Here is a 26,065-nt window from a genome sequence, read left to right on the forward strand (position 1 = left end):
CGCCCTCCCGCTTTCAGCGCGACATCTGTTGGTACCGCCGGATTGCCAACGGCGCGAAGATCGCGATCAGCACCAGCGGCCAGACGACCGCCATCAGGATCGCGTGCTGCTCGATCCAGCTCGTCCCCGCCGGATCGCCGTTGCCGAACAGCTCGCGCGCGGCGCCGACGGTCGAGGAGAGCGGGTTCCAGGCCGCGATCGTCCCGAGCCAGTCGGGCATCTGCGACGGTGAGACGAAGATCGCCGAGATCATCGTGAACGGGAACAGCAGCCCGGAGATGTTGCCGGCCGACTCGATCGAGGTGATCGCGAGGCCGATCCAGATCCCGATCCACAGCACCGAGAAGCGCAGCAGCAGGAGCAGCCCGACGGCGAGCAGCGCGTTGCCGACCCCGTCGTGCCAGCTCCAGCCGACCGCCAGCCCCATCGCGATCATCACGACGAAGTTGATGACGGCGTTGATCATCGCCGCCAGGCAGCCGCCGCCGAGGATCGCCGCGCGTGACATCGGCATCGCGCGGAAGCGATTGGTGATCCCGCGCTCGGCGTCCATCGCGATCCCGAACAGCGATTCGCTGATGCCGAAGGCGGCCGCCATCACGAACAGGCCCGGCATCAGGTACTCGCGGTAGTCGGCGCCGCCGGGGACGACGATCGCGCTGCCGAAGACGTAGCCGAACAGCAGGATCGACATCACCGGGAAGGCGAGGCTCCAGGCGATCCGCGCTGGCTCGTAGCGCCAGTGCAGCAGGTCGCGCACGGCCAGTGTCCAGGTGTCCTTCGCCGTCCAGCGCAGCGAGTTCATGCCGCCACCTCCGTCGTGTCCGCGGCCGGGTCGTCGCTCTCCGCGCGCGTGCCCGTCAACTGCATGAAGACGTCGTCGAGCGTCGGCTGGCGCAGCGCCACGTCCTCGACCGCGACCGCCGCCGCCTGCAGGCCGGCGAGCACGTCGGTGAGGCTCGCGACGCGGTCGTGCACCGGCGCGCTGACGCGGCGCCGCTCGCGGTCGACGTCGGGCGTCGCGCCGCTGACGCGCGCGACGATCTCGGTCGCCTCGTCGAGCTGCCGCTCGTCGCGCAGCACGAGGTCGACCTGGCTTGCGCCGAGGCGCGACTTCAGCTCGTTCGGCGTGCCGTCGGCGATCACGCGGCCGCGGTCGACGACCGAGATGCGGTCGGCGAGCTGGTCGGCCTCGTCGAGGTAGTGGGTCGTCAGCAGCACGGTCGTGCCACCCGCGACCAGCGTGCGCACGACCGACCACACCTCCATGCGGTTGCGCGGGTCCTGCCCGGTCGTCGGCTCGTCGAGGAACAGCACCTTCGGCGCCGTCACGAAGCTGACGGCGAGGTCGAGCCGTCGCTTCATCCCGCCCGAGTAGCCCTTCGCCTGGCGGTCGGCCGCCTCGGTCAGGCCGAACTGCTCCAGCAGTTCGTCGGCGCGCTTGCGCGCGGCGCGCGGGGAGAGGTGGTGCAGTCTCCCGAACATGACGAGGTTCTGGCGGCCGGTGAGGATCTCGTCGATCGCGTCCGTCTGGCCGGTCAGGCCGATGCGGGTGCGCACCTGCGCGGCCTGCGTCGCGACGTCGAAGCCGGCGACCTCGGCGCGGCCGCCGTCGGGGCGCAGCAGCGTCGTGAGGATGCTGACCGCCGTCGTCTTGCCGGCGCCATTGGGACCGAGCAGGCCGAGCACGCTGCCCTCGGCGACCTCGAGGTCGAGGCCGTCCAGCGCCAGCTTGTCGCCGTAGCGCTTGCGCAGCCCGGAGGCGACGATCGCGGGTCTGGTGGTCGTCACTGATTCACTCCCTTCTCTATCTGAGTACAGCGTACGGTGTTGCGCGTACACCATACGCAGTTATAGTTCCGCATGCAATGGCGACCCCCGATGACAGAAGAGCCGCGTCCGACGAAGCGCTGCGGATGCTGTGGCAGCCGAGCGCGCGGCCGGCGCGCGGGCCGAAGCCGAAGCTGACGCTGGAGCAGGTCGTCGACACCGCGATCGAGCTGGCCGACGACGTCGGGCTCGACGCGATGTCGATGCGGGCGGTCGCGAGAGTGCTCGGCGTCGGCGCGATGTCGCTGTACCGCTACGTGCCGAGCAAGGAGACGCTCGTCGAGCTGATGTTCGACGCCGTCCTGCGGCGGCAGCCGCGGGCCCACGAGCTGCCCGGCCACTGGCGCGAGCAGCTGGAGGCGGTCGCGCGGCTCGATCTCGCCTTCTACCTGCGCCATCCGTGGGTGCTGGAGATCTCCGGCTCGCGCCCGCCGCTGGGCCCCGGCACCTTCGACGTCTATGAGTCGGTGCTGCGCGTCGTCGCCGACACCGGCCTGACGAAGGCCGAGCTGTCGCCGGCCGTCTCGTCGCTCGCCGCGTATGTGCGCGGCGCCGCGCACGGTGAGCTGATGAAGGCGCGCGCCGTGCGTGAGAGCGGCATCTCCGACGAGGAGTGGTGGGGGGCGCGCGACGAGTTCTGGCAGCACCACTTCGACCCCGAGCGCTATCCGACGATCACCGCGATCTACACCGCGGGCGGCTACGAGAACGCGCCCGACGAGTTCGAGTTCGGCCTGCAGCGACTGCTCGACGGGCTCGGCGTGCTGATCGACAGACGCCGCGGCTGAGCGGCGGCGGCTCACAGCGCCACCTCCCGCGTCAGCGCGAGCGCCGCGCGCAGGCGCCGGTCGTGCGTGGCGACGACGAGCGCTCCCGGCCAGTCGGCGAGCGCCGCCTCCAGCGTCTCCAGCGAGGCGACGTCGAGGTGGTTGGTCGGCTCGTCGAGCAGCAGGCAGGTCGCGCGGCGATGGGCGAGCACGGCCAGCTCCGCGCGCGTCCGCTCGCCCGGCGACAGCGTCTGCGCCGGGCGCTCGGCGGCGTCGGCCTCCAGGCCGTAGGAGGCGAGCGCGGTGCGCGCGTCCGACTCGCTCAGACCCGTCAGCTCGCGCACCGCCGCGGCCAGCGAGCGCGGATCGCGCGCGAGTTGGTCGCGCGCCTGGCCGAGCTGCGCGACGACCGCGCCCGGCGCCAGCCGCCGCGTCCCGCCGGCGAGCGGCAGCGTTCCCGCGAGCGCGCCGAGCAGCGTCGACTTGCCGCTGCCGTTCGCTCCGCTCAGCAGCACGCGGTCGCCGTGCTCGAGCGCGAGGTCGAGCGGCCCGACCGCGAAGCCGCCGCGCTCGACCCGCGCGTCGTCCAGCGCGACGACCGCGCCGCCGCGCCGCTCGGCGGCGGTCAGCCGCAGTCGCAGCGGCCGCTCCTGCCACGGCTTGTCCGGGACATCGATCCGCTCGGCGCGCCTGGCGACGACCGAGGCGCGATGCTGGACGCCGTCGGCGCGCGCCGCGTACCACTGCTTGACGTGCTTGTCGCCGTCACGCGGGCGGCGGTCGAGCTTGCTGGCGGTGGTTGCCGCGCGACGGCGCGACTCGGTCGCCGCGGCACGCAGCTGGGCGCGCTTGGCGAGCGCGTCGTCGTGCGCGGCGACGGCCCGCTCACGCGCGGTCGCCCGCTCCTGCTCGTAGGCGTCCCAGCCGCCGGCGTACGCGGTCGCCGCGCCGGTGCGCGGATCGAGCACGACGACGCGATCGGCGACCTCGGCGAGCAGCGCGCGGTCGTGCGAGACGAGCACGATCCCGCCTTCGCGTTCGGCGAGCAGCCCGGCGAGCCGCTCCAGCCCGTCGGCGTCGAGGTGGTTGGTCGGCTCGTCGAGCAGCACCACGTCGTAGCGCGAGGTGCGCAGCGCGGCGAGGCCGGCGCGCGCGGCCTGCCCGCCGGAGAGCGTCCGCAGCGGGCGGTCGAGCAGCTCGGCGTCGAGCCCCAGCTCGCTCGCCGCGGCGGCCAGCCGCGCCTCCGCGTCGGCGCCGCCGAGCGTGACCCAGCGCACGAGCGCCGCGGCGTGCTCGTCGATCGCGTCGAGGTCGCCGCCGTCGAGCGCGGCGGTCAGCCGGTCGAGCTCGCGCGTCGCGCCGGCGACGCCGATCCGTTCGAGGATCGTCTCGCGCACGGTCGCGCGCTCCTCCCCCGGCTCGCTCGCCAGCTGCGGCAGATAGCCGACGGTGCCGGTTGCGCGCACGCGGCCGCTGTCGGGCTGTTCCAGCCCGGCGAGGATCCGCAGCAACGTCGACTTGCCGGCGCCGTTGGGGCCGACCAGCGCGATCCGGCTGTGCGCATCGACGCGCAGGTCGATGCTGTCGAGCACGGTGCGGGCACCGTGCCGACGGGTGATCTGATGGGCGTCGAGCAACGCCGATGACATGCAGTGCTCCTTCGATGCGCGAGGTTCTCGGACGGGGACAGCCGCGACGACCGGTGATCACCGGTCGTGGCTCGTGGGCGGCTGTCAGTCAGAGATGCGCATAGGTCGGCCCGGAGGCCGACGGTCAAGGTATCACGCCGGCACGCGAGCGGTGAAGGCGGTGATCTCGTCGGCGACGCGCGCCGGCTGGTCGATCGGGACGAAGGTGCGGGCATCGTCGACTTCGACGACGCGGGCGTCGGCGAAGCAGGCCTGCAGGCGGTGGGCGAGCGCGGGCTTGAAGAAGCGGTCGTCCTTGCCCCAGCAGAGCAGCACGGGGCCGTCGAAGCGGCGCAGGCGGCTCGCGACCGCCGTCAGCTCGCGCGGGTCGACGCCGCGGCAGAACTTCGCCGCGTCGCGGCGGACGCCGGCGTCGGTCAGGTACGGCAGCACCCAGTCGCGCGTCTGCGCGGGATCGAGGCGGTGCGCGAGCAGGCCGAACGCGAGCGGGCTGTGGCGCACGGCGGTCGCGCGCGTCGGCTCCATCGCCGCGCGGAACAGCCACGGCCGGCGCGCCGCCTGCAGGATCAGGTTGAACGGCTTCGGCGGGAAGGCCTCGAAGGCATCGCAGTTGGTCAGCACGAGGCGGCCGATCCGCGACGGGTCGGTGTCGAGCAGGAACTGGCAGACCGCGCCGCCGGAGTCGTTGCCGACGAGCGTCACGTCCTCCAGCTCCAGCGCCGCGGCGAAGGCGGCGATCAGGCGCGCGACGCCGCGCGGCGAGAGGTCGGCGGCCGGGTCGAGCGCGATCGGGTGGGCGCCGAGCGGCAGGTCGGGCTGGAAGGTCCGCATGCCGCGCTGCGCGAGCCGCTCGGCGACGCCGTCCCACAGCGTGCCGTTGCCGAGGAAGCCGTGCACGAACAGGACGGCCGGGCCGTCGGCGGGGCCGCGCTCGCGGTAGCGGACCGTTCCCTGTGGCAGCGTGATCTCGGACATGGGGACCCCTTTCGTCCTACTCTTCTCGCGGATGCTGCAAGTAACATACGTACAGTCTGTATGAGAGTCAACCGGCGAACGCAGAGGGAACGCTCCGACACCACGCGCTCCGCGCTGCTGGCCGCTGCGCGGCCGCTGTTCGCCGAGCACGGCTTCGCCGCCGTCGGGACCGAGGCGATCGTCAGAGCGGCCGGCGTCACGCGCGGCGCGCTCTACCACCAGTTCGCGGACAAGACGGAGCTGTTCGCCGCCGTCCACGAGCAGGTCGAGCAGGAGCTGATCGGCCGCATCGGCCTGCTGCTCGCCGACGTCGCCGATCCGTGGGAGGGGATGCTCGCCGGCGTCGACGCGTGGCTGGAGGCCGCCAGCGATCACGAGGTCCAGCGGATCGCGCTGATCGAGGCGCCGGCGGTGCTCGGCTGGGAGCGCTGGCGCGCCTCGGGCCAGGCGAACGGGATCGGCATCGTCGAGGCGGCGCTGCACGGCGCGATCGCGGCCGGGCGAATAGCCGAGCAGCCGGTCCGCCCGCTCGCGCACGTGCTGATCGGCGCGCTCGACGAGGCCGCGCTCTACGTCGCCCGCGCCGAGGACCAGGACACCGCGCGGGCGGAGATGCGCAGCGCGCTGCACGCGCTCGTCGCGCCGCTGGAGCTGAGATGACTCCGGCGAGCGGCGCGGCGCGGGGACGCGACGGCGCCGGCCGCAGCATGCGCGGGATCCTCGAGCCCGACAACGAGGGCGCGATCTTCCGCCTCGGCCGCCACAACCCGGCGCTCGACCTGCGCCATGCGCTCGACCGTCACTGGACCGTCGAGTGGGACCTGCGCGGCCGCGCCCCGTTCGCGCAGGAGATCGTCAACCACCCCAACGTGAACCTCTCCTTCGAGCCCGACGGCGCCTTCGTCTGGGGCGTCGGCACGACGCGCACCAGCCACGAGCTGCGCGAGCGCGGCTGGGTGCTCGGCACCAGATTCCGTCCCGGCGGCTTCCGCCCGTTCGTCGCGCTGCCGGTCGCGGCGCTGACCGACCGCACCGTCCCGCTGGCGGATGTCTTCGGGCGCGCCGACGCCGACGCGCTGGAGGCGCGCGTGCGCGGGGAGGAGGCGACCGCCGAGCGGATCGCCCACGTCGAGCAGTTCCTGCGCGAGCGCAGCGACGGCCCCGACGCGCGCGTGGCGGAGGTCGCCGGGATCGTGCAGCTGCTGCTCGACGAGCCCGCGATCACCCGCGTCGACCAGCTCGCCGCGCGCTGCCACGTCTCGCCGCGCACGCTGCAGCGGCTCTTCCACGACTACGTCGGCGTCAGCCCCAAGTGGGTCGTGCGGCGCCAGCGACTGCACACGGCGGCGGAGCGGATCGCCGAGCAGCCGGCGGTCGACCTCGCCGGCCTCGCCGTCGAGGTCGGCTACTTCGACCAGGCTCACTTCATCAACGAGTTCAAGGCCGTCGTCGGGCGCACCCCGGCCGACTACGCCGCCGCCTGCGCGGTCGCGGCAGCCGCGACCGTCGCGGCGTAGAGCGCCGCGCCGCCCGTCGCCGCCTGACCCGCTCAGATCTCCGCGATCGTGCGCGAGAAGCTCTCGTGCAGTCGCGGCTCGCGCCACTCGTCGGGTCGCGTGCACTCGATCTTCATGGTGGCGCCGCGGCCGTCCAGCTCCAGCGTGCCGACGTGGTTGTCGAAGGTCGCCGGCGCCATCAGCCGCCAGCGCATCCGCGGCTCCTCGACGCCGGCCGCGCGCGCCAGCCAGCGCGCCAGCTTCGCCGCCGGCCGTCTGTGCATCACTCTCATGAAGCGGCGCTCTCTCGCGTCGAGCGGGTTGCGCATCGGCGAGCAGACCGCCTGCACGACGGCGCTGCTGACGCCGCTGCCGCGGGGGAAGCCGGCCTCGGCGACGTAGGCGTGGTGGACGTCGCCGGACAGCACGATGATCGAACCGGGCGCCTCGCCGCGCTCGCCCGCGCCGACCGCCCGCAGCTCGTCGACGAGGTCGTGGAAGCTCGTCTGGAAGGCGGCCCAGTGCTCGAGGTCGAGCCCCTGCCGCAGCTTCTCGCCGACCCATGCGGCGGCGCGGCCCCACGCCCCGGCGCAGACGGCCTCGTTCCACGCTTCGACGTCGTGCAGCGCCGGCGCCAGCAGGAACGGCAGCGAGGTCGCGATCAGCAGGTGGTCGACGTCGCCGCCGAGCTGCCCTCTGACCCACTCCCACTGTTCGTCGGAGAGCATCCGGCGGTGGCGGTCGTCCTCGACGATGCGGCCCGCGCGCGAGTCGAGCACGATCAGCCGCGTGCGGCCGAAGTCACGCCGGAACGACCAGCGCGAGCCGGCGACCTCGTCAGCCGCCTGCTCGGCGAAGGCGCGCAGCAGCGGCTCGCCGTCGCCGTCGCCCGCGCGCAGCGCCGCCAGCAGCTCGTTCTCGCTCAGCTCCTCCGGCGTCATGTTGCCGAGGTGCTGGTAGAGCCAGTACGACATGTAGGCGCCGATCAGCCGCTCGCGCCACCACGGCAGCCCGCGCACGTATCTGACCCACGCGCCGGACGTGTTCCAGTCGTCACGCACGTCGTGGTCGTCGAAGATCATCGCGCTCGGGACCGAGGCCAGCAGCCAGCGGATCTGCTCGTCGCCCCACGCCTCGTGGTAGAGCCACGTGTACTCCTCGAAGTCGGCGACCTCCAGCGGCGCGTCGCGCTCGCCGTGCCTCGCGCGCATCCGCTCTCTGATCGCCGGCGAGACCTCGTCGGCGTAGACCTGGTCGCCGACCAGCAGCAGCGCGTCGGGCCAGTCGCGCGGCGCCTCGTCGCGCATCCGCCGCGCCAGCGCGGCGAGCGCGTCGACGCCGCGGCCGCGATCGTCGTCGGTCTTCGAGAGCGTGTACGGCGGCTCGTGCGGGGCGGCGACGCGGCAGGAGGCGAAGGCGAGCCGCAGCGCGTCCTCGCGCCGCGGCGTGCGCACGCAGCCCTTCGGCTCGCCGGCATGCGGCCAGACGGCGACGCCGTCGAGCGTCACCTCGTACTCCAGCTCGGCGCCGGTCGGGAGGCTGTCGGCCTCGACGAGCGCGTAGTGGTGGCCGGCGACCTCGAACGTGCGCGAGCTCGCTCCGAGCGCCGCGACCTCGCAGGCGCCGTCGGTCTCGACCCAGACGGTCGCCTGTGTCGGCCCGACGTAACGGAGGATCGGACCGAGAATCAGATTGGGCACCGCCCTGTTGTACCCGGTAGCGTTCGGGGCATGAGCGGCGACGGCATGTTTCATCAGGGTCAGAGAGTCTGGGTCCACGGACCGGACGGCGCGGCGCGCGAGGCGATCTTCGTCGGAGGCGGCGACAACGCCACCTTCTTCGGCGGTCCTCCGCTCGCCTACGTCGTCTTCCCCGACACGCGCGAAGGCGTCGAGATCGAGCTCGACCGCGTCACCGCGCGGGACTGACGGCGGCGCGCCGGCGCTCAGCCGGCGACCGCCTCCACCCGCGCCGGCACGTGCTTGTGCCACGGCGTCAGCGCGCGCGGGTCGCGCCACGTCAGTGACGTCAGCTCGTTGAGCGCGACGCCGGTCGTGACCGGCCGGCCGTCGTCGCCGGGATAGTCGAGCCCGAGCCCGTTCGGCAGCGAGACGTGGCCGGGCTGCATCGCCGCGTTGACCTCGACCGGCGTCTCGACGGCGCCGGTTGCGGTCGTGATCCGGGCGCGTGCGCCGTCGCCGAGCAGGCCGAGCCGCTCCGCGTCGGCGGGCGCGATCCGCAGCGCGCCCTGCGCGTCGCGCTTGCGCCACGCCGGGTCGCGGATGATCGTGTTCGCCGTCGAGGCGCGCCGCTCGCCGGCTGAGAGCACGAACGGGAACTCGTCGCTGGTCCAGCCCGGCGCGCTCGCGTCGAGCGCGCGCAGCTCGTCGAGCAGCTCCGGGATCTCCAGCGCGATGCGGCCGTCGGCCGTTCTGACGTAGCGCCAGGCGTCCTCGTAGTCGTCGAGCGTGAAGGTGATGCCGGAGCGGCCCGTCAGCAGCGCGTCGAACAGCGCCTCGCCGAGCGCGGGCCCCTCGCCCTCGTGGCCGGCGCCGCGCACCGCGTCGGGGTAGGTCATCGCGCAGCGGTGCGCGAGGCCCCACAGCGCGGCGGCCGCCTGGGCGCCGTCGGGCAGCGTCGGGCCGAGCGTCTCGTACAGCACGAACGGCGCCGCCGCCGCGAGCCGCGGGTCGCCGCCGGCGGCGGTCAGGAAGGCGGTCGCGAACTCCAGCCGGCCGGCCTGCGCGGCCGCCCGCAGCGGCGCGAGCGTCGTCTCCGGGATCACGTCCAGCGCGCGCATGATCCGCGCCCAGATCTCCGGCTCGGGCAACGTCCCCGGCAGCGGGTCGAGCAGCGGCGCGCGCAGCTGGAAGGTGTTGCGCGGGAACTCGAGGTTGAAGAAGGTCGCCTCCCACTTCTCGAACTGGCTCGCTGCCGGCAGCACGTAGTCGGCCTGGCGGGCGGTCTCGCTCAGCGCGACGTCGATCACGACGACGAGGTCGAGCGCTCGCAGCGCCTCGCGCCAGCGGCCCGAGTCGGCGAGCGAGTGGGCGGGGTTGGCGCTCTCGACGATCATCGCCCGCAGCCGCTGCGGGTGGTCGGTCAGGATCTCGTCCGGGATCGCGTTGCACGGCACCAGCCCGCCGACGATCGGGGCGCCGGAGACCGGCGTCGTCGCGCTGTCGATCTTGTAGCGCGCCAGCGGCGCCATCCACGAGTGCAGGTGCATCGCGCCCGGCTTCCCGAAGCTGCCGCGCAGCAGCCAGACGAGCTTGTTGAGGTAGGAGCAGAGGACGCTGTTGGGCCCCTGCTGGATGCCGAGGTCCTCGAACGTCGCGACCGACTCGGCGCGGCCGATCCGCCGCGCGGCCGTCTCGACCTGCTCCAGCGGCACGCCGGCGCGGCGCGCGAAGTCGGCGACCGGAATCGCGCGCAGTGCTTGCAGCACCGCCTCGGCGCCGGTCGTGCGCTCGTCGAGGAAGGCGCTGTCGGTCAGCCCCTCCTGCACGAGCACGCCGAGCAGCGCGGCGAGGCACCAGGCGTCGCCGCCGGGGCGGACCTGCAGGTGGACGTCGGCGATTCTGGCCGTCTCGGTGACGACCGGGTCGAGCACGATCAGCGCGCGCTCGGGGTCGCTGCTCAGCTCCTTCAGCACGATGCGGGCGCGCGGGAACGACTGCGACTGCCACGGGTTCTTGCCGACGAACAGCGCGACCTCAGCGTGCTCGAAGTCGCCGCGCGTGTGGCCGCCGTAGAGGTGCGCGTCGACGAAGCCCTCGCCCATCTTCTCCTGCGCCAGCGCGCTCGAGCGATAGCGGTTGCCGAGCGTCGCCAGCACGGCGCGGCTGTAGGCGCCGCCGAGGTGGTTGCCCTGGCCGCCGCCGCCGTAGTAGAAGATCGACTCGCCGCCGTGCTCGTCGCGGACGGCCGAGAGCCCGGCGGCGATCTCGGTGATCGCGGTCTCCCAGTCGATCGGCTCGTAGCTGCCGTCGGCGGTGCGTCGCAGCGGGCTCGTGAGACGGTCGCGGCCGTTCTGGTAGTGGTCGAGCCGCAGCGCCTTGTTGCAGGTGTAGCCCTGCGAGGCGGGATGGGCTCTGTCGCCGCGGATGCGGGCCAGCCTGCGGCCGTCGAGCTGGACCTCGATCCCGCAGTTGCACTCGCAGAGGATGCACGCGCTCTGCTGCCAGACCGTCTGCTCGTCGCCGCCGCCCATCGCCGCTCTCCCTCGCTAGGACACCCGTCTTAGTGCTTGGCGAGCCTACTAGGATGGGCGTCTTATTCAAAGTCGGAACGACCCTCGATTTCGGAGATCGCGTCACAGATGGCATCGGACAGTCGTGAGCGAATGGTGCGCAGCGCGGCCGTGCTGCTGCGCGAGCACGGCTACGCCGGCACCGGCTTCCGCGACGTGATCGCGCACAGCGAGGCGCCGTGGGGCTCGATCTACCACCACTTCCCGGGCGGCAAGGCACAGCTCGCCGAGGAGGCGGTCCGCTATGCCGGCGACTTCGTCGCGCAGCTGATCGAGCACAGCCCGCCCGACGACCCGGTCGCCACCCTGCGCAGCTTCATCGCGGTCTGGAGACAGGGCCTGGAGGCGAGCGAGTTCCGCGCCGGCTGCCCCGTCGTGGCCGTCGCGACGGAGGCCCCCGCCGACCAGCCCGCGCTCGGCGAGGCCTGTGCGCACGCCTTCGCCTCGTGGGAGAGAGCGCTCGCCGCCACGCTCCGCCGCGCCGGCGTCACCCAGGCCCGCTCCCGCCGCCTCGCGACGATCACCGTCGCCGCGATCGAGGGCGGCATAGTCCTCGCCCGCGCCCGCCGCTCGACCAAGCCGCTCGACGACGTCGGCAGGGAGCTGGAGCTGGCGATCAGAGAGGCGCTGCCGAGGCGCTGATCAGCGTCGTGGAGGGGGCGAAGACCGTGGGCGGGCGCCTCTGGTCCGCGTGCCGCGGATCAGCGCTTTCTACGGGATCACCATCTTCATGTACATCGACGAGCATCCGCCTCCGCATTTCCATGCGTGGTACTCGGGCGCAAGAGCTTCGATTGACATTGCCACACGTGACTTGGTTTCCGGTTCTTTGCCGCCACGCGCGCTCCGGATCGTGCGAGAATGGGCGCGTCAACACGAGCGCGAGCTGACGGCGAACTGGCGTCGCGCTCGGCGAGACGAGCCGCTTACGAAGATCGAGCCGCTGCGATGAGCTACTACCTCGACATCACCGATGTGAAGATCCTGGCTGGCAATTGGCTGCGCCTGTGGTTCTCCGACGGCGCGATCATCGACGTCGACGCGGGGCCGATCATCGCGACCGGGGAGGTCTTCGAGCCGATCCGCTCCGACCGGGCGGTCTTCGAGGCGGTCGCAGTCAACCCCGAGTCGGGCACGATCGAGTGGCCCGGCGAGGTCGACCTCTGCCCCGACGTGCTCTACGGCCGCGGTGAGCCGGCGTCGGGCAAGCGCTTCGAGCGGCGCGTCGTGCGTCCTGCCGCCGGCGCGCCCGCCTAGCGTTACCCCGCAGGTAATCGACGGTCCCACCTGCCGCTGGGAGATTGCGTGGCGTCAAGGCAACGCAACGCAGGAGGGAACGCCATGAGCACCACCGAGATCGCCACCGTCGTCGACGACTACATCGCCGTCTGGAACGAGGCCGACCCGGCGCGCCGGCGCGAGCTGATCGCGCGCACGTGGACCGAGCAGGGCACCTACGTCGACCCGCTGATGGCCGGCGAGGGGGTCGAGGGGATCGACGCGATGATCGCCGCCGCGCAGGCGCAGTTCCCCGGCCACCGCTTCGAGCTGACGTTCGGGCCCGACGCGCACAACGACGTCGTCCGCTTCACCTGGACGCTGATCGCGGTCGAGAGCGGCGAGACCGCCGCGGTCGGCGTCGACTTCGCGACGGTCGCGCCGGACGGGCGGCTGGCCGCGGTGACCGGCTTTCTCGAGCCGGCGGCGTGACCGCGACGTGGCGCGTCACCATGCCGTCGGGCATGCGGCGCGCTCCGGCGTGATGAACTACCGAATGTGCGCCGATACTCGGTTCCGCTGCTGGTCATCCTCACCGGGCTGTTCGCCTTCGTCGCGCTGCCGTCGATCTACCTGCGCACGCAGGTGCTCGACGAGCGTCAGCTGACCGAGCGCGTCGGCGCGGCGGTCACCTCCGAGTCGGTCCGCACGATCGCCGCGCAGCGGATCGTCGACGCCGCCGTCGACGCCGGCGCCGACGAGCTGCTGACGGCGCGGCCGCTGGCGATCGCGGGCGTCGAGGCGCTGCTCGGCACGCCGGTCGTGCGGTCGCTCGTGCGCGGCGCCGCCTCCGACGCGCACGCGCTGCTCGTCGGCGACGAGGGCACGTTCGTGCTCGACCTCGGGCGCGGCACCGCGTTCGTGCTCGAGGCGCTCAACAGCATCTCGCCGAGAATCGCCGCCGCCGTCCCCGACGGCTTCGACCCGGAGGTCCTGCGGATCCCGTCCGACGACCCGGCGCTCGTCTCGGTTCGCCGCCTCAACGACCTCGGCGGCTGGGTCGCGCTCGTGACGCCGCTGCTGGCGCTCGTCTGCGCGGCCGGCGCGCTCGTGCTCGGCCGCGACGACCGCCGTCGGGTGCTGCTGCTGCTCGGCGGCGCGCTCGCGCTCGCCGGGCTGGCCGTCCTCTTCGGGTTGACGTGGGCGCGCGGCCTCGCCGTCCCGGGCGCGGAGGCCGACCCCGACGTCGAGGCCGCCGCCGGGGCGCTGTGGGAGGCGATGATCGGGGACCTCGGCGTGTGGGCGCAGACGCTGCTGCTGACCGGGCTCGTGCTGGCCGCCGTCGCCGCCGCCAGGCGCGACGAGCAGGGCGCCGTCGGCCGCCTGCTGACAACGCTCTCGCGCGTGCGCCAGGCGCGCACGCCGCGCTTCCGCATCATCCGCGCCGGGCTGCTGCTCGCGGCCGCCGCGCTGATCGCGTGGGAGCCGGCGCTGGCGCTGCGGCTGACCGCGATCGCGCTCGCCGTCTACGCGATCTCCGAGCTGGCCGCCGTGCTCGACGCGACCAGCTCGCGTCGCGCCGCCAGACGCGCGGCCGCCGGTGCCAACGGCGCTGCCGCCGGGAGCGGCCGCGCCCGCCTCGCGCCGCGGATCGCGGTCCCGCTCGTCGCCGTGATCGGCGCGATCGCCGTCGCCGCCTTCGTCACCAGCGACGGTCCGCAGCCGCCGGTCGTCGCCGCGACGCCGGTGAGCGGCTGCAACGGCGCGCGCGCCTACTGCGACCTGCGGCTCGACGAGTACACCTTCGCCGGCACGCACAACTCCTTCTCCGCCGCGCAGGACAAGGGCTGGGTGATCCCCAACCAGCGCTTCGGGATCACGCGCCAGCTCGCCGACGGCGTCCGCGGCTTCCTGATCGACATCCACGTCGGCGTGCGCACGTCGCAGCTCGTGCGCACCGACCTGCAGGCCGAGGGCAGCGACCGCAACAAGGTCGGCAAGGCGCTCGGCGCTGAGAACCTCGAGACCGCAGAGCGGCTCGCCGGCCGGATCGGCGCCGGCGACCTGCGCGGCAGACGCGAGCTGTTCCTCTGCCACACGCTCTGCGAGCTGGGCGCCGTCCCCGCGAGCGAGGAGCTGAGACGGTTCGCCAGCTTCCTCGCGCGCAACCGCGGCGACGTCGTGACGCTGATCCTGGAGCCGTACGTGCCGCCGGCGCAGCTCGAACGGCTCTTCCGCGACGCCGGCCTGCTCGGCCAGGTCGTGACGCTCGACCGTCAGGCGCCGCTGCCGACGCTCGGCGACCTCGTGCGCGCAGACCGTCGTCTGATCGTCTTCACCGAGAGCACCGGCGGCGCGCCGCCGTGGCTGATGCCGGCCTGGACCTACTACCAGGACACGCCGCTGGGAGCGACGGAGCCGGAGCAGTTCTCGTGCAGACGCAAGCGCGGCGACGCGGACAGCCCGCTGCTGCTCGTCAACCACTGGATCGACTCGTTCCCGCCCAGCCCGCGCGGCAACCGCGAGATCGGCGGCGCCTTCCTGACGAGCCGCCTGGAGAGATGCGCGCGCGAGCGCGACATGACGCCGAACCTCGTCGCCGTCGACTTCTACGACCGCTCCGGCGTCGTCGAGGCGGCGAGAACGCTCAACGAGCAGTCGGTGCGCGCCTCGGAGAGACTCGATCTGATCGAATAGTCCGGATCGCAGTGCAGTTGGCGTCGTCAGGGGCAGGGTGCGCAAACGGCAGCTCTTCATCCGGATCGTGCTGGTGCTGGTCGCGACGCTCGTCGTCGTCAACTGGACGTGGGGGCGGCTGCCGGACGAGCCGGCGCCCCGCGGCATGACCGCTCAGCTCGGCGATCTGCGCGTCCACTACGTCGAGCGGCCGGCCGCGCCCGGCGCCGGCGCCGCCCCGGCGGTGCTGCTGCTGCACGGTCTGCCCGGCACCGCCGCCGACTTCGAGCGCGTGACGCCGCTGCTGCCGCGAATGCGGACGATCGCGCTCGACCGGCCCGGCTACGGCGCCTCCGACGGCGGCGCGCACGGCACGGAGGCGCAGCTCGCGGCGATCGAGGGGCTGCTCGACCGGCTCGGGATCCGGCGTGCGATCGTCGTCGGCCACTCCTACGGCGGTACGCTCGCGCTCGCCTTCGCCGCGCGCCGGCCTGAGCGCGTGCGCGCGCTCGTGCTGGTCGCCGCCGCCGCGGGCGGCGAGCGCACCGAGGGGCTCGACCGCGCGCAGGCCCGCTACGTGCAGGCGCTGTCGCTGCCGCTTGTGCAGCCGGCCGCCGACCTCGTCTTCTCCGGCGCGATGCGGCGGCTGTCGGCGCAGAGCGGCGCGGCGAAGGCGTTCGACCCCGACCCCGTCGACCCCGCCTACGAGCAGCGGCTGCTGAGCACGACGATGCGCCACGAGGACCTCGACGCCTATGCCGCCGAGCTGCGCGGGGCCGACGAACTGCTCGAGCAGGTCGATGCGCAGGCGCCGCGGATCGCTGTGCCGGCGGTCGTGATCCAGGGCGCCGGCGACCGCCTCGTCGCGGCGGAGAACGCGCGCCGGCTGGCGGCCGCGCTGCCGCGCGCGCGACTCGTCGAGCTGCCCGGCGGGCACATGGTCCCGCTCGTCCGGCCGGCGGTCGTGGCGGAGGCCGTCCGCATCTGCGCCGCCGGTTGTGGTACCCATTAAGCGCTCGATGAGCGAACCTGCCCTAGACGAACCTCCCGGTAGCAGTCCCAAGCGCATCCGTCCTCGACGGCTTTCGACGGGTGCGCGATGATCGAACTGCTGCTGCTCCTGATCGCGATCGGGCTGGTCGCGCTGTGCGGCGTCTTCGTCGCCGCCGAGTTCGCGTTCGTGACGATCGACCGCGCGACGGTCGACCGCGCCGCGGAGACCGGTGACGCCAGAGCAAAGGGCGTCCAGAGGGCGCTGAGATCGCTCTCGACCCAGCTGTCGGGCGCGCAGCTCGGGATCACCGTCACGAACCTGCTGATCGGCTTCCTCTCGGAGCCGGCGATCGCGAACCTGATCGACGGACCGCTGGAGAGCGCGGGCGTGCCGAGCGGCGCCGTCCACGGCGTCGCGCTGACGATCGCGCTCGTGCTCTCGACCGTCTTCACGATGGTGCTCGGCGAGCTGGTGCCGAAGAACCTCGCGATCGCGATGCCGCTCGCGACCGCCCGCGCCGTGCAGGGCCCGATGCGCGCCTTCACGCGCATGAACCGAGTTCTGATCCGCTGGTTCAACGGGATCGCCAACGCGATCCTGCACAGACTCGGGATCGAGCCGCAGGAGGAGCTGGCGTCGGCCCGCTCCGCCGAGGAGCTGACCTCGCTCGTGCGCCGCTCGGCCGAGCAGGGGACGCTGGAGCTGGAGACCGCGACGCTGCTGCAGCGCTCGCTCGCCTTCGGCGACCGCCGCGCCGAGGACGTGATGACGCCGCGCGTGCGGATGCGCACGCTCGAGGACGACGAGCCGGTCATCAAGGTGATCGAGGCAGCGCGCGAGAGCGGCTTCTCGCGCTTCCCCGTGGTCGGCGAGTCCTCTGACGAGGTCGTCGGCATCGTCCACGTCAAGCACGCCGTCTCGGTCCCGCACGACAGACGCGACGCCGTCCCGATCAGCACGGTGATGGCGAGACCGGTGATGGTCCCGTCGTCGATCGAGCTCGACCCGCTGCTGGCGATCCTGCGCGAGGGCGGCCTCCAGATCGCCGTCGTCGTCGACGAGTTCGGCGGCGTCGACGGGCTCGTGACGCTCGAGGACGTCGTCGAGGAGATCGTCGGCGAGGTCGTCGACGAGCACGACCGCCGCGACATGAGCGCGCGCAGACGGCCCGACGGCAGCTGGATCCTCTCCGGCCTGCTGCGCCCCGACGAGGCAGCGCGCGCGACCGGCGTGCTGTTCCCGGAGGACGAGGAGTACGAGACGATCGGCGGCCTGATCCAGGACGAGCTGAACCGCCTGCCGAGAGCCAACGACGAAGTGCTGCTGGAGACCAGAGACCTCGAAGGCCGCCGCTGCGAGGTCACGCTGACGGTCGTGCGGCTCGACGGCATGCGCGTCGACCGGATCCTCTTCGAGGCCGAGTGCGTCGACGAGGACGAAGAGGACGACGACTGATGGGCGACCTCTTCGCGATCGGCCTGACGATCCTGCTGCTGGCGCTCAACGGCTTCTTCGTCGGCGCCGAGTTCGCGCTGATCTCCGCTCGCCGCAGCTCGATCGAGCCGCGCGCCGAGGAGGGCTCGCGGCTGGCGAGGATCGCGCTCTATGGGATGGAGCACGTCTCGCTGATGATGGCCGGCGCCCAGCTCGGCATCACGATCTGCACGCTCGGCCTCGGTGTCCTCGGCGAGCCGGCGATCGCGCACCTGCTCGAAGGCCCCTTCCACGACGTCGGGATCCCGGACGCGCTGATCCACCCGATCGCGTTCGCGATCGCGCTCGGCCTGATCGGCTTCCTGCACGTCGTGCTCGGCGAGATGGTGCCGAAGAACATCGCGCTCGCCGGTCCCGACCGCGCCGTGATGGTGCTGGCCCCGCCGATGGTCGCGATCGTGCGCGTGCTGCACCCGGCGATCGCCTTCCTCAACTGGATCGCGAACGTGACGCTGCGGATCGTCGGCGTCAGACCGAAGGACGAGGTCACGAGCGCCTTCACGCGCGACGAGGTCGCCGGCCTCGTCGAGGAGTCGCGCCGCGAGGGGCTGCTCGACCCGTCTGAGGGCCACGTGCTCGTCGAGGCGCTGAAGTTCTCCGAGCGCGACGCCAGATCGGTGCTGCTGCCGAACGACAGACTCGTGACGCTGCTGAACACCGTCACCCCGGCCGAGGTCGAGCAGGTCGCGGCGAAGACCGGCTTCTCGCGCTTCCCGGTGCGCGACGCCGACGGCGACTTCGTCGGCTACCTGCACCTGAAGGACGCGCTGGAGCTGAGAGAGCGCCACCGCACCCGGCCGATCGCGCAGCGCTGGATCCGCCCGCTGCCGCCGGTCCAGCTGACCGACCGGCTGCGCGCCGTGCTCGCGACGATGCAGCGCTCGGGCGCCCACCTCGCGCAGGTGCTCGGCCCCGACGGCAGACCGCTCGGCGTCGCGGCGCTCGAAGACGTGCTCGAAGAGCTGGTCGGCGAGATCCGCGACGAGAGCGCGCGGGCGGCTTAGCTCTCCGCCGAACCCGCCGCGGGCGTGGGCGCGGCCGCAGCAGCAGGGCTCACGCGTCGCAGCAGCAGGGCGCCGAGCACGCCGCTGATCAGCGAGCCGGCGAAGATGCCGACCTTCGCCGAGTCGGTCAGGAACGGGTCGGTGAAGGCCAGCTCGGCGATGAACAGCGAGACGGTGAAGCCGATCCCGCCGAGCGCGGCGACGCCGACGACCTGCACGGGCGCCATCCCCTCGGGCAGTCTGCCGACGCGCAGCTTCAGCGCCAGCAGCGTCGCGCCGGTGATCCCGAGCAGCTTGCCGAGCACGAGGCCGAGCACGACCGCCCACGTGACACGGCTGGAGAGCGCGTCGCCCAGGACGCCGCCGCCGAAGTGGACGCCGGCGTTGGCGAGCGCGAACAGCGGCACGACGACGTAGGCGCTGAGCGGGTGGAGACGATGCTCGATCACGGTGTGCACGTCGCGGCCGCGGAAGGGGCGCGCCGGCACCAGCAGGCCGAGCGCGACGCCGGCGATCGTCGCGTGCACGCCCGACTCGAAGATGGCGACCCAGACGAGCAGCGCCAGCGGCGCGTACGCCCACAGCCGCGTGACGCCGAGCCGCTGCAGCAGCACGACCCCGAGCAGTCCGGCGACGGCGACCGCCGCCCACGTGCCCGACAGGCCGTCGCCGTAGAAGAGCGCGATGATCGCGATCGCGATCAGGTCGTCGACGATCGCGATCGTCAGCAGGAACAGCCGCACCCCCGAGCCGATCCGCGGGCCGAGCAGCGCCAGCACGCCGACCGCGAAGGCGATGTCGGTCGCGGCCGGGATCGCCCACCCGTCGCCCGCCGCGCCGCCGCCCGCGACGAGCGCGAAGATCAGCGCCGGCAGCGCGACGCCGCCGGCCGCCGCGAGCGCCGGCAGCGCCGCGGCGCGGCGGTCGTTCAGCTCCCCGGTCACCAGCTCGCGCTTGATCTCCATCCCGACGACGAAGAAGAAGAGCGCCATCAGCAGGTCGTTGACCCAGCCGTGCAGGTCGAGGTCGATCGACGCGTCGCCGATCCCGATCTCCAGGTGCGTGTGCCAGAGGTCGAAGTAGGCGTCGCTCCACGGGCTGTTCGCCCACACGAGCGCGACGATCGCGGCGCCGAGCAGCAGCAGCGCGCCGAGCACCTCGTCGTCGAGGAAGTCGGTCAGCGGGTCGACGACTCTGGCGCGGATCCCCATCGCAGGGAGCCTACGCGGGCAGCGGGCCGCCGGCAGCCGCGATCACCGCGCCGGCCGCGCCGGCCGTCAGCAGCGTCGTCACGGTGCCGCGCCGCAGCGCGAACAGCAGCAGCGCGCCGGCTGCCAGCAGCGCCAGCTGCCAGGTCTCCGACAGCGCCAGCGTCAGCGGGATCGCCGAACCGCCGATCGCGCCGATCGCGGCGGGGCCGGCGCCGTCGAGGAAGGCGCGCGCGTCCGGCTGCGTGCGCAGGCGGTCGAAGCGGTCGGCGCCGAGCAGGATGAACCAGAACGATGGCGCGAACGCGACGAACGCCGCCAGCAGCGCGCCGCCGAGTCCGTGCGCGGCGTAGCCGACGACGGCGATCGTCTGCGTCACCGGCCCGGGCGTCGCCTGCCCGAGCGCGACCGCGTTGAGGAACTCGCCATCGGTCATCCACCCATAGCGCTCGACCGCGTCGCCCTGCATCAGCGGGATGATCACGAAGCCGCCGCCGTACGAGAGCGCGCCGACCTTGAACGCCGTCCAGCAGAGCGCGGCGAGGCCTCCCGCGGAGGCGCCCGCGGCGGCGAGCACGACCCACGCGTGCACGTGCACGCCGCGCGGCGTGCGGCGCCACAGCAGCTCGATCGCGCCGCAGGCGAGCAGGACCGCGACCAGCCACGGGCCGAGCAGCGCGGTCGCGGCACCGCCCGCGACGAGGTAGGCGATCCAGCGCGCGCGCTGGCCGCGGCCCTCCAGCCGGCGCCAGCTGCCCGGCAGCAGCGCCAGCGCCGCCTGCACCGCGACCGCCGCGACGACCGCGCCGGCGCCCGCGCCGAGGCCGCGCACCCACGCCGGCGGATCGCCGAGGAAGACGGCCGCCAGCGCGATGATCAGGACGAGCCCGGGGAGGATGAAGGCGGCGCCGCCGACGAGCGCGCCGACGATGCCGCGCACGCGCCAGGCGCAGTAGATCGCCAGCTGCGTCGAGGCCGGGCCGGGCAGCACGTTGGTCGCCGCGATCCCGTGCTCGAAGTCGTCCTCGGCCAGCCAGCGGCGGCGCGCCACGACCAGCTCGCGCAGCATCGAGACGTGTGCCGGCGGCCCGCCGAAGCCGAGGCAGCCGATGCGCCCGAACTCGCGTGCGACGGTGCCCAGGGAGGGTGGAGGGTCGGTCGCGCGCACGGTGTGCGCCGGACCTTACGCCGGAGGTTGGTCGGACGCGATGCTGCGGTAGCCTGGGGCGCGCATGGATCTGTGGCACGCGATCGTCCTCGGCGCCGTCGAGGGCGTCACCGAGTTCCTGCCGATCTCGAGCACGGGCCACCTCACGATCCTCGAGTCGGCGTTCGGCTACAGACTCGACGATCCGGACATCACCGCCTTCACGGCGATCATCCAGGTCGGCGCCGTGCTCGCCACGATCCTCTACCTGCGCAACGACATCAAGCGGATCCTGGCCGCCTTCTTCCGCGGTCTCGCGAAGCCCGAGCAGCGTGCGACGCTCGACTTCCGCTTCGCGATCGCGGTGCTGCTCGGCTCGATCCCGATCGGGATCGTCGGACTGCTGTTCAAGGACGAGATCGAGACGACGCTGCGCAGCCTCTGGTTCGTCGGCTCGGCGTTGATCCTGTGGAGCTTCGTGATGTTCTGGGCCGACCTCAACGCGACGCAGGAACGCGGCGAGCGCGACGTGACCTGGAGAGACACGCTGATCATCGGCATCACGCAGTGCCTGGCGCTGATCCCCGGCGTCTCGCGCTCGGGCGCGACGATGTCGGCCGGCCTGCTGCGCGGGCTCGACCGCGTCACCGTCACCCGCCTGTCGTTCTTCCTCTCGATCCCCGCGCTCAGCGCCGCCGGCCTGCTGCAGGCGGTGACCGAGTTCGACAACATCTCCAACGGCGTCGGCTGGGGCCCGACGATCGTCGCGACCGTCGTCAGCTTCGTCGTCGCCTGGTTCGCCGTCTCGTGGCTGCTGAAGTTCATCGCCGGCCACACGTACGCGATATTCATCGTCTACCGCGTCGTGCTCGGCACGCTGATCCTGCTGCTCGTCGCCACCGGGGTGCTGTCGGCGACGTAGGATCGGGCGATGCAGATCGCCATCGTCGTCTACGACCGCCTCACCGCGCTCGACGCGATCGGGCCCTACGAAGTGCTCAGCCGCCTGCCCGATGTCGAGCTGATCTTCGTCGGAGCTGCCAAGGGGGAGCAGCGGACTGACACCGGCCGCCTCGGCTTGATCGCGGATCGCACGCTCGCGGAGGTGCCCGCGCCCGACGTGGTGGTGGTGCCCGGCGGGCCGGGTCAGACGGCGCTGATGGAGGACGCCGAGCTGCTGGCGTGGCTGCGCGCCGCCGACGCGACCAGCGCGTGGACGACCTCGGTCTGCACGGGCTCGCTGCTGCTCGCCGCCGCCGGCCTGCTCGACGGCCGCCGCGCCACCACGCACTGGCTCGCGGTCGACGAGCTGGCGCGGTTCGGCGCGACGCCGGTGCGTGAGCGGGTCGTCGAGGACGGCAAGTACGTCACCGCCGCCGGCGTCTCAGCCGGGATCGACATGGCGCTGACGCTCGCCGGCCGGATCGCCGGCGACGAGGTCGCGCAGCTGATCCAGCTGGGGATCGAGTACGACCCGCGGCCGCCGTACGGCGCCGGCTCGCCCGCGACCGCGTCGGCGCAGGCGGTCGAGACGCTGCGCTCGCTCAGCCGCTTCTCGTAGCCAGCCAGGCGTCGAGCGCGAGGCTTCTCTCGGTGTCCTCGTAGACCTCGTACTCGCGCAGCAGCCCCCACGCGATCCGGCCCCAGATCACCGCGCGGTTCTCGTAGACGCGCGTGCCGTCGGGCGTGGTCAGGTGGTCGCTGCAGCGGATGCAGACGGTCGTGTTCCACGGCGGTCCCTTGACCACGACCTCGTCGGCATGCAGCTGCAGGCCGATGTCGACGAACTGCCGCAGCCAGCCGCGCAGCTCCTCCTTGGAGGTCAGCTCGCATGCCCACGAGCTGGTGCCGGGGAAGCGGAAGCGGACGTCCTGCGCGTCGAAGCGCAGCAGCGGCTCGGGGTCGCCGGCGCGCAGGCGGCGGAGGTTGTACTGCAATGCCAGCTCCAGCACGCGCGGATAGGCGAGCGCGGCGGCACCGCTGGCGGCGGCGGCCCACGCCGCGGCCCTAGGCAGCCGCGACATCGGCGTGCGCCGTCGTGGTGGCGAGGAAGTCGCGCAGGTGGCGCAGCAGCAGCTCCGGCTGGTCCTCGGAGACGAGCGTGTAGCTGCCCGGGATCTCGACGAGGCGGCCCTGCGGCAGCAGCTCGGCGAGGCGGCGGCCGTGGTCGCGCGGCATCAGCCGGTCCTCGGGCGCCCACGCGACGAGCGCAGGGCGGTCGAACTCACGCAGCCGCTCGGTCGCGGCGGTCGTCCACGCTCTGTCGAGCGGGCCGCCGGCGTACTTGGCGAGGTCGCGGCGGATCTCGCGGCTGCCGAGCACCGGCGCGAACCAGCGGTCGCTGACGGCGTGCGGGACAGGGTGCTTGCTCATCCAGCCGAACAGCAGCGGGAAGCGCCGCAGCGCGCGGAATCTGAGCGGCTGCAGCGCCAGCTTGACGCCGGTCGGCCCGGCGCGGCCGGCGAGCGCGGCGAGGCGGCCGGGGATGCCCGGCGGGAAGTTGTCGAACGCCTCGCTCGGCGTGATCACGAGCCGGCCGACGCGTTCGGCGCAGCCGAGGTCGACGAGCAGCAGCGCGCCGCCCCAGTCGTTGGAGACGAGCACCACGTCGCGCAGGTCGAGCGCTTCGAGGAACTCGGCGACGAGCCGCGCCATCGCCGGCAGCGACAGGTCGGCGCCGGGTTCCATCGGGATGCGGTGGCCGCCGAGCGGCAGCGTCGGGCAGATCACACGGGCGCGCTCGGCCAGCCCGGGCGCGACCTTGCGCCAGACGGTGGAGTCCATCAGCAGGCCGTGCAGGAGGACGACCGTGGGGCGGTCGGCCGTCGCGCCGTCCGCGCCCGCGGCTGCTCCGCCCGCGGCCCCGGGCTCCCCGCTGTCCTCGTACTCGATCGTCCCTGCGGTCAGCCGGATCTCGGGCATCGCCTCTCCGCTCGCTGGATCACACTAGATAGATCGCTCTAGCGGCAGGCTAGCTATGCTGCTCGCCGGACGCAACCGCCGACGTACGAGGGCCGATCGATGTCGAGCACGCCGACCACCAAGGAGCGCATCGTCATCGCGAGCGCCGAGCTGTTCCGCCGCCAGGGCTACACCGGCACCGGCGTCAAGCAGATCGTCGCCGCCGCGCAGGCGCCGTTCGGCTCGCTGTACCACCACTTCCCGGGCGGCAAGGAGCAGCTCGGCGAGCAGGTGATCCGCATCGCGGGCGGCATGTACGGCGAGCTGGTCTCCGCCGTCTTCGACCCCGCGCCGGACGTCGTCACCGGCACCGAGCAGGTCTTCACGCTCGCCGCCCAGCATCTCGCCGAGAGCGACTACGCCGACGCCTGCCCGATCGCCACGATCGCGCTCGAGATCGCCTCCAGCTCGGAGCCGATGCGGATCGCGACCGCCGAGGTGTTCGAGGGTTGGCTGGAGAAGCTCGCCAGCCGTTTCACCGCCGCCGGCATCGACCCCGCGACCGCCCGGACGCTCGCGCTGACGACGCTCTCACTGCTGGAAGGCGCCTTCGTCCTCTGCCGCGCCGCCCGCACCACCGAGGCCCTGCTCGCCGCCGGTACACAGGCAGCCGCGGCGGTCAGAGCAGCGCTGCCGGAGGCATAGTCACAGGTCCTTGTTTCATGTTGTGAAACATGAAACAAACAGACTAGAGTCTCTGCATGCTCAAAGGGCAGGACATCGTCGTGCTGCTCGCACTCGCTGGGCGCCCTCCGGTGACGATGCGCGAGACCGCTGCGCGGATAGCGTTCGATCCGGCTGGTGTCACGCGGTCACTTCGCCGTCTGACCGAGGCGGGGCTGTACTCGCGTGAGCGCGACGCAGTCCTGCTGCCGCAGGCGGAGGAGTTCCTGGTGCACGGCCTGCGCTACGTCTTCCCGGCGCGGATGGCTGGCGAGTCGCGCGGCTTGGCGACAGCCTGGGCGGCGCCGCCGTTGGATGGTGAGTTCGGTGAGACCGCGTCCCTGCCGCCCGTCTGGATGCACCCGGAAGGCACGGTTCGCGGGATCGCGCTCGAACCGCTGCACGAGATCGTTCCGGCCGCTGCGCTCGCCGACGCGAGGACATGGCGGTTGCTTGCTCTGGTCGATGCCTTTCGAGTTGGAGATGCGCGCGTTCGCGGCGTCGCCAGGGGCCACCTGCACGACGAGTTGCGCAGAGGATGAGCGTCGAGCTGGTGGAGCGCGGCGCGCGGGCGCTTGGGCCGCTGGTCTCCGAGGTGGTGTTCCTCGGCGGCGCGACGCTCGCACTCTGGATCGACGACCCGGCCGCGCCTCCCCCGCGAGCGACGAAGGACGTCGACGTCGTGGTGGAGGTCGTGTCCCGCCCAGCGCTGCACGCGTTTGAACGGCGGATGCGGGACGTGGGATTTCGCGAGGATCGAGACGATGGCATCATCTGCCGCTGGCGGCATCGCGCTGACCATGAGCTGATCCTCGACGCGATGCCGGCGGATCCCTCACTGCTCGGGTTCGGCGGCCGTTGGCAGCAGGCAGCGCTGCCGTTCGCGGTGCGACGGGAGCTGCCAAGCGGCATCGAGATCCGTGCGGTCTCCTCGCCGTTCCTCGTCGCCACGAAGCTCGAGGCATTCGAGGATCGCGGCGCCGCTGACATGCTTGGGAGCCGCGATCTCGACGATGTCGTCTCGCTGTTCGACGGGCGGCCGCGTCTCGTGGAGGAGATCGAGCGCGCGCCCGCGGATGTCCGCTCCTATCTCGGCGCGCGCTGTCGGAGCCTCGTCGAGGACGGCGACTTTCGTGACGCCGTGTTCGGGCTCGTACGACCCGATCGCGCGAGCCAGGCGCGCGTCGAGACTGTGATCATCCCGCGTCTCAAGCGGGTCGCCGGCCGCGCTTGACTTCAACCGCACTTGAAGTCAAGGCCGGTTTCTGCTGAGCTGGTCGGCATGTCGGAGACGCTCACGATCGGCGAGGTCGCCGAGCGCAGCGGGGTCGCGACCTCGGCGCTGCGCTACTACGAGGAGCGCGGGCTGATCCGCGCCGAACGCAACTCCTCCGGGCACCGTCGCTATGGGCGGCCGGTGATCCGCCGCGTCGCCTTCATCGTCTTCGCCCAGCGGGTCGGACTGACGCTGGAGGAGATCGGCGAAGAGCTGCAGAAGCTGCCGGAGGACCGCGTGCCCAGACGGACCGACTGGGCCAAGCTGTCGTCGCGCTGGAGCGAGCGGATCGACGAGCGGATCGCCGAGCTGGAGCGGCTCAAGGAGGGCCTGACCGACTGCATCGGCTGCGGCTGCCTGTCGCTCGCCCGCTGCAAGCTCGCCAACCCCGACGACCGCGTCGCGCGCTACGGGCCGGGACCGGTCGTCTGGACCGGCGGCACGGGAATGTGACG

28 protein-coding genes are annotated in these 26,065 nt (G+C 72.8%); 18 read left to right on the forward strand and 10 right to left on the reverse strand.

The window, feature by feature from the left end; translation table 11 throughout:
- Positions 1 to 13: 13 nt before the first annotated feature.
- Together R7226_RS06580 and R7226_RS06585 are read right to left on the reverse strand one after the other, a co-directional pair.
- Complete coding sequence (locus R7226_RS06580; protein WP_318596247.1) at positions 14 to 805, reverse strand: ABC transporter permease; 792 nt, start codon at positions 803 to 805, stop codon at positions 14 to 16.
- On the reverse strand, positions 802 to 1,791 hold the full coding sequence (locus R7226_RS06585) for an ATP-binding cassette domain-containing protein (RefSeq protein ID WP_318596248.1): 990 nt from the start codon (positions 1,789 to 1,791) through the stop codon (positions 802 to 804). The genes R7226_RS06580 and R7226_RS06585 overlap by 4 nt, the downstream gene beginning before the upstream one ends.
- A 77-nt stretch (positions 1,792 to 1,868) precedes the next feature.
- Here R7226_RS06585 and R7226_RS06590 point away from each other — a divergent pair, with 77 nt between their 5' ends.
- The gene (locus R7226_RS06590) at positions 1,869 to 2,618 is read left to right on the forward strand and encodes a TetR/AcrR family transcriptional regulator (protein WP_318596249.1); all 750 of its coding nucleotides are present in this window, start codon (positions 1,869 to 1,871) and stop codon (positions 2,616 to 2,618) included.
- A gap of 11 nt (positions 2,619 to 2,629) precedes the next feature.
- Here R7226_RS06590 and R7226_RS06595 read toward each other — a convergent pair whose 3' ends face one another.
- Entirely contained in the window at positions 2,630 to 4,246 is a 1,617-nt protein-coding gene (locus tag R7226_RS06595) for an ABC-F family ATP-binding cassette domain-containing protein (protein WP_318596250.1), read from the reverse strand.
- Positions 4,247 to 4,378: 132 nt separating this feature from the next.
- On the reverse strand, positions 4,379 to 5,221 hold the full coding sequence (locus tag R7226_RS06600; RefSeq protein WP_318596251.1) for an alpha/beta fold hydrolase: 843 nt from the start codon (positions 5,219 to 5,221) through the stop codon (positions 4,379 to 4,381).
- 60 nt (positions 5,222 to 5,281) lie between these two features.
- On the opposite strand from R7226_RS06600, the gene R7226_RS06605 reads away from it, so the two are divergent.
- Together R7226_RS06605 and R7226_RS06610 are read left to right on the forward strand one after the other, a co-directional pair.
- Positions 5,282 to 5,881 (forward strand): TetR/AcrR family transcriptional regulator, encoded by a 600-nt coding sequence (locus R7226_RS06605; protein ID WP_318596252.1) that lies wholly within the window; start codon positions 5,282 to 5,284, stop codon positions 5,879 to 5,881.
- Positions 5,878 to 6,738, forward strand: coding sequence for an AraC family transcriptional regulator (locus R7226_RS06610; protein WP_318596253.1), 861 nt, complete (start codon positions 5,878 to 5,880; stop codon positions 6,736 to 6,738). The genes R7226_RS06605 and R7226_RS06610 overlap by 4 nt, the downstream gene beginning before the upstream one ends.
- A 32-nt stretch (positions 6,739 to 6,770) precedes the next feature.
- On the opposite strand, the gene R7226_RS06615 is transcribed toward R7226_RS06610, so the two are convergent.
- On the reverse strand, positions 6,771 to 8,417 hold the full coding sequence (locus tag R7226_RS06615) for an alkaline phosphatase D family protein (protein WP_318596254.1): 1,647 nt from the start codon (positions 8,415 to 8,417) through the stop codon (positions 6,771 to 6,773).
- A 30-nt stretch (positions 8,418 to 8,447) separates the two neighbouring features.
- Between R7226_RS06615 and R7226_RS06620 the strand changes: the two genes are divergently transcribed.
- Positions 8,448 to 8,645: a hypothetical protein gene (locus R7226_RS06620; RefSeq protein ID WP_318596255.1), complete on the forward strand. Its 198-nt coding sequence runs from the start codon at positions 8,448 to 8,450 to the stop codon at positions 8,643 to 8,645.
- Between the two features lie 17 nt (positions 8,646 to 8,662).
- Here R7226_RS06620 and R7226_RS06625 read toward each other — a convergent pair whose 3' ends face one another.
- On the reverse strand, positions 8,663 to 10,930 hold the full coding sequence (locus R7226_RS06625; RefSeq protein ID WP_318596256.1) for a molybdopterin-dependent oxidoreductase: 2,268 nt from the start codon (positions 10,928 to 10,930) through the stop codon (positions 8,663 to 8,665).
- A gap of 132 nt (positions 10,931 to 11,062) precedes the next feature.
- Here R7226_RS06625 and R7226_RS06630 point away from each other — a divergent pair, with 132 nt between their 5' ends.
- The 8 genes from R7226_RS06630 to R7226_RS06660 all read left to right on the forward strand — a co-directional run bounded on the left by R7226_RS06630 (position 11,063) and on the right by R7226_RS06660 (position 18,355).
- Positions 11,063 to 11,611, forward strand: a complete 549-nt coding sequence (locus R7226_RS06630) for a TetR/AcrR family transcriptional regulator (protein ID WP_318596257.1) — start codon at positions 11,063 to 11,065, stop codon at positions 11,609 to 11,611.
- Positions 11,612 to 11,660: 49 nt separating this feature from the next.
- Positions 11,661 to 11,921 carry a DUF4160 domain-containing protein gene (locus tag R7226_RS31695; protein ID WP_404827788.1) on the forward strand — a complete coding sequence of 87 codons (261 nt, stop codon included), beginning with the start codon at positions 11,661 to 11,663 and terminating at the stop codon, positions 11,919 to 11,921.
- Complete coding sequence (locus tag R7226_RS06635) at positions 11,918 to 12,226, forward strand: DUF2442 domain-containing protein (protein WP_318596258.1); 309 nt, start codon at positions 11,918 to 11,920, stop codon at positions 12,224 to 12,226. The genes R7226_RS31695 and R7226_RS06635 overlap by 4 nt, the downstream gene beginning before the upstream one ends.
- A gap of 84 nt (positions 12,227 to 12,310) precedes the next feature.
- On the forward strand, positions 12,311 to 12,679 hold the full coding sequence (locus R7226_RS06640) for a nuclear transport factor 2 family protein (protein ID WP_318596259.1): 369 nt from the start codon (positions 12,311 to 12,313) through the stop codon (positions 12,677 to 12,679).
- 66 nt (positions 12,680 to 12,745) lie between these two features.
- The gene (locus R7226_RS06645) at positions 12,746 to 14,884 is read left to right on the forward strand and encodes a PI-PLC domain-containing protein (protein WP_318596260.1); all 2,139 of its coding nucleotides are present in this window, start codon (positions 12,746 to 12,748) and stop codon (positions 14,882 to 14,884) included.
- A gap of 37 nt (positions 14,885 to 14,921) precedes the next feature.
- A complete protein-coding gene (locus R7226_RS06650) occupies positions 14,922 to 15,875 on the forward strand; it encodes an alpha/beta fold hydrolase (RefSeq protein WP_318596261.1) in 954 nt (317 codons plus the stop codon).
- Positions 15,876 to 15,962: 87 nt separating this feature from the next.
- Entirely contained in the window at positions 15,963 to 17,312 is a 1,350-nt protein-coding gene (locus tag R7226_RS06655; protein WP_318596262.1) for a hemolysin family protein, read from the forward strand.
- On the forward strand, positions 17,312 to 18,355 hold the full coding sequence (locus R7226_RS06660) for a hemolysin family protein (protein WP_318596263.1): 1,044 nt from the start codon (positions 17,312 to 17,314) through the stop codon (positions 18,353 to 18,355). The genes R7226_RS06655 and R7226_RS06660 overlap by 1 nt, the downstream gene beginning before the upstream one ends.
- Here the strand turns inward: R7226_RS06660 and nhaA are convergent.
- Positions 18,352 to 19,566, reverse strand: a complete 1,215-nt coding sequence (gene nhaA, locus R7226_RS06665; protein WP_318596264.1) for a Na+/H+ antiporter NhaA — start codon at positions 19,564 to 19,566, stop codon at positions 18,352 to 18,354. The two genes, R7226_RS06660 and nhaA, sit on opposite strands and share 4 nt — an antisense overlap.
- A 10-nt stretch (positions 19,567 to 19,576) precedes the next feature.
- Positions 19,577 to 20,731, reverse strand: coding sequence for a chromate efflux transporter (gene chrA / locus R7226_RS06670; protein ID WP_318596265.1), 1,155 nt, complete (start codon positions 20,729 to 20,731; stop codon positions 19,577 to 19,579).
- A gap of 64 nt (positions 20,732 to 20,795) precedes the next feature.
- Between chrA and R7226_RS06675 the strand changes: the two genes are divergently transcribed.
- Complete coding sequence (locus R7226_RS06675; protein WP_318596266.1) at positions 20,796 to 21,632, forward strand: undecaprenyl-diphosphate phosphatase; 837 nt, start codon at positions 20,796 to 20,798, stop codon at positions 21,630 to 21,632.
- Between the two features lie 9 nt (positions 21,633 to 21,641).
- Positions 21,642 to 22,271, forward strand: coding sequence for a DJ-1/PfpI family protein (locus R7226_RS06680; protein ID WP_318596267.1), 630 nt, complete (start codon positions 21,642 to 21,644; stop codon positions 22,269 to 22,271).
- On the opposite strand, the gene R7226_RS06685 is transcribed toward R7226_RS06680, so the two are convergent.
- Together R7226_RS06685 and R7226_RS06690 are read right to left on the reverse strand one after the other, a co-directional pair.
- Positions 22,255 to 22,734, reverse strand: a complete 480-nt coding sequence (locus R7226_RS06685; RefSeq protein WP_318596268.1) for a nuclear transport factor 2 family protein — start codon at positions 22,732 to 22,734, stop codon at positions 22,255 to 22,257. The genes R7226_RS06680 and R7226_RS06685 overlap by 17 nt on opposite strands.
- Positions 22,718 to 23,632: an alpha/beta fold hydrolase gene (locus R7226_RS06690; RefSeq protein ID WP_318596269.1), complete on the reverse strand. Its 915-nt coding sequence runs from the start codon at positions 23,630 to 23,632 to the stop codon at positions 22,718 to 22,720. The genes R7226_RS06685 and R7226_RS06690 overlap by 17 nt, the downstream gene beginning before the upstream one ends.
- Before the next feature lie 99 nt (positions 23,633 to 23,731).
- Between R7226_RS06690 and R7226_RS06695 the strand changes: the two genes are divergently transcribed.
- Genes R7226_RS06695 through soxR form a run of 4 tightly spaced genes read left to right on the forward strand, consistent with a single transcriptional unit; the run spans position 23,732 to position 26,063 of the window.
- Positions 23,732 to 24,316 carry a TetR/AcrR family transcriptional regulator gene (locus tag R7226_RS06695; protein ID WP_318596270.1) on the forward strand — a complete coding sequence of 195 codons (585 nt, stop codon included), beginning with the start codon at positions 23,732 to 23,734 and terminating at the stop codon, positions 24,314 to 24,316.
- Positions 24,317 to 24,372: 56 nt separating this feature from the next.
- Positions 24,373 to 24,876: a MarR family transcriptional regulator gene (locus R7226_RS06700; RefSeq protein WP_318596271.1), complete on the forward strand. Its 504-nt coding sequence runs from the start codon at positions 24,373 to 24,375 to the stop codon at positions 24,874 to 24,876.
- The gene (locus R7226_RS06705) at positions 24,873 to 25,568 is read left to right on the forward strand and encodes a nucleotidyl transferase AbiEii/AbiGii toxin family protein (RefSeq protein ID WP_318596272.1); all 696 of its coding nucleotides are present in this window, start codon (positions 24,873 to 24,875) and stop codon (positions 25,566 to 25,568) included. Before R7226_RS06700 ends, R7226_RS06705 begins: the two co-directional genes overlap by 4 nt.
- Positions 25,569 to 25,616: 48 nt before the next feature.
- Positions 25,617 to 26,063 (forward strand): redox-sensitive transcriptional activator SoxR, encoded by a 447-nt coding sequence (soxR, locus tag R7226_RS06710; RefSeq protein ID WP_318596273.1) that lies wholly within the window; start codon positions 25,617 to 25,619, stop codon positions 26,061 to 26,063.
- Positions 26,064 to 26,065 lie beyond the last annotated feature (2 nt).

It is taken from the genome of Conexibacter stalactiti (genome assembly GCF_033542075.1).
Lineage (GTDB): Bacteria > Actinomycetota > Thermoleophilia > Solirubrobacterales > Solirubrobacteraceae > Conexibacter > Conexibacter stalactiti.

Bases quoted from the DNA above. Each gene is read 5' to 3' on its own strand.
- R7226_RS06580 (WP_318596247.1), bottom strand. From the start codon at position 805: ATGAACTCGCTGCGCTGGACGGCGAAGGACACCTGGACACTGGCCGTG.
- R7226_RS06590 (WP_318596249.1), top strand. From the start codon at position 1,869: ATGGCGACCCCCGATGACAGAAGAGCCGCGTCCGACGAAGCGCTGCGG.
- R7226_RS06595 (WP_318596250.1), bottom strand. From the start codon at position 4,246: ATGTCATCGGCGTTGCTCGACGCCCATCAGATCACCCGTCGGCACGGT.
- R7226_RS06600 (WP_318596251.1), bottom strand. From the start codon at position 5,221: ATGTCCGAGATCACGCTGCCACAGGGAACGGTCCGCTACCGCGAGCGC.
- R7226_RS06605 (WP_318596252.1), top strand. From the start codon at position 5,282: ATGAGAGTCAACCGGCGAACGCAGAGGGAACGCTCCGACACCACGCGC.
- R7226_RS06610 (WP_318596253.1), top strand. From the start codon at position 5,878: ATGACTCCGGCGAGCGGCGCGGCGCGGGGACGCGACGGCGCCGGCCGC.
- R7226_RS06620 (WP_318596255.1), top strand. From the start codon at position 8,448: ATGAGCGGCGACGGCATGTTTCATCAGGGTCAGAGAGTCTGGGTCCAC.
- R7226_RS06625 (WP_318596256.1), bottom strand. From the start codon at position 10,930: ATGGGCGGCGGCGACGAGCAGACGGTCTGGCAGCAGAGCGCGTGCATC.
- R7226_RS06630 (WP_318596257.1), top strand. From the start codon at position 11,063: ATGGTGCGCAGCGCGGCCGTGCTGCTGCGCGAGCACGGCTACGCCGGC.
- R7226_RS06635 (WP_318596258.1), top strand. From the start codon at position 11,918: ATGAGCTACTACCTCGACATCACCGATGTGAAGATCCTGGCTGGCAAT.
- R7226_RS06640 (WP_318596259.1), top strand. From the start codon at position 12,311: ATGAGCACCACCGAGATCGCCACCGTCGTCGACGACTACATCGCCGTC.
- R7226_RS06655 (WP_318596262.1), top strand. From the start codon at position 15,963: ATGATCGAACTGCTGCTGCTCCTGATCGCGATCGGGCTGGTCGCGCTG.
- R7226_RS06660 (WP_318596263.1), top strand. From the start codon at position 17,312: ATGGGCGACCTCTTCGCGATCGGCCTGACGATCCTGCTGCTGGCGCTC.
- nhaA (WP_318596264.1), bottom strand. From the start codon at position 19,566: ATGGGGATCCGCGCCAGAGTCGTCGACCCGCTGACCGACTTCCTCGAC.
- R7226_RS06675 (WP_318596266.1), top strand. From the start codon at position 20,796: ATGGATCTGTGGCACGCGATCGTCCTCGGCGCCGTCGAGGGCGTCACC.
- R7226_RS06680 (WP_318596267.1), top strand. From the start codon at position 21,642: ATGCAGATCGCCATCGTCGTCTACGACCGCCTCACCGCGCTCGACGCG.
- R7226_RS06685 (WP_318596268.1), bottom strand. From the start codon at position 22,734: ATGTCGCGGCTGCCTAGGGCCGCGGCGTGGGCCGCCGCCGCCAGCGGT.
- R7226_RS06690 (WP_318596269.1), bottom strand. From the start codon at position 23,632: ATGCCCGAGATCCGGCTGACCGCAGGGACGATCGAGTACGAGGACAGC.
- R7226_RS06695 (WP_318596270.1), top strand. From the start codon at position 23,732: ATGTCGAGCACGCCGACCACCAAGGAGCGCATCGTCATCGCGAGCGCC.
- R7226_RS06700 (WP_318596271.1), top strand. From the start codon at position 24,373: ATGCTCAAAGGGCAGGACATCGTCGTGCTGCTCGCACTCGCTGGGCGC.
- R7226_RS06705 (WP_318596272.1), top strand. From the start codon at position 24,873: ATGAGCGTCGAGCTGGTGGAGCGCGGCGCGCGGGCGCTTGGGCCGCTG.
- soxR (WP_318596273.1), top strand. From the start codon at position 25,617: ATGTCGGAGACGCTCACGATCGGCGAGGTCGCCGAGCGCAGCGGGGTC.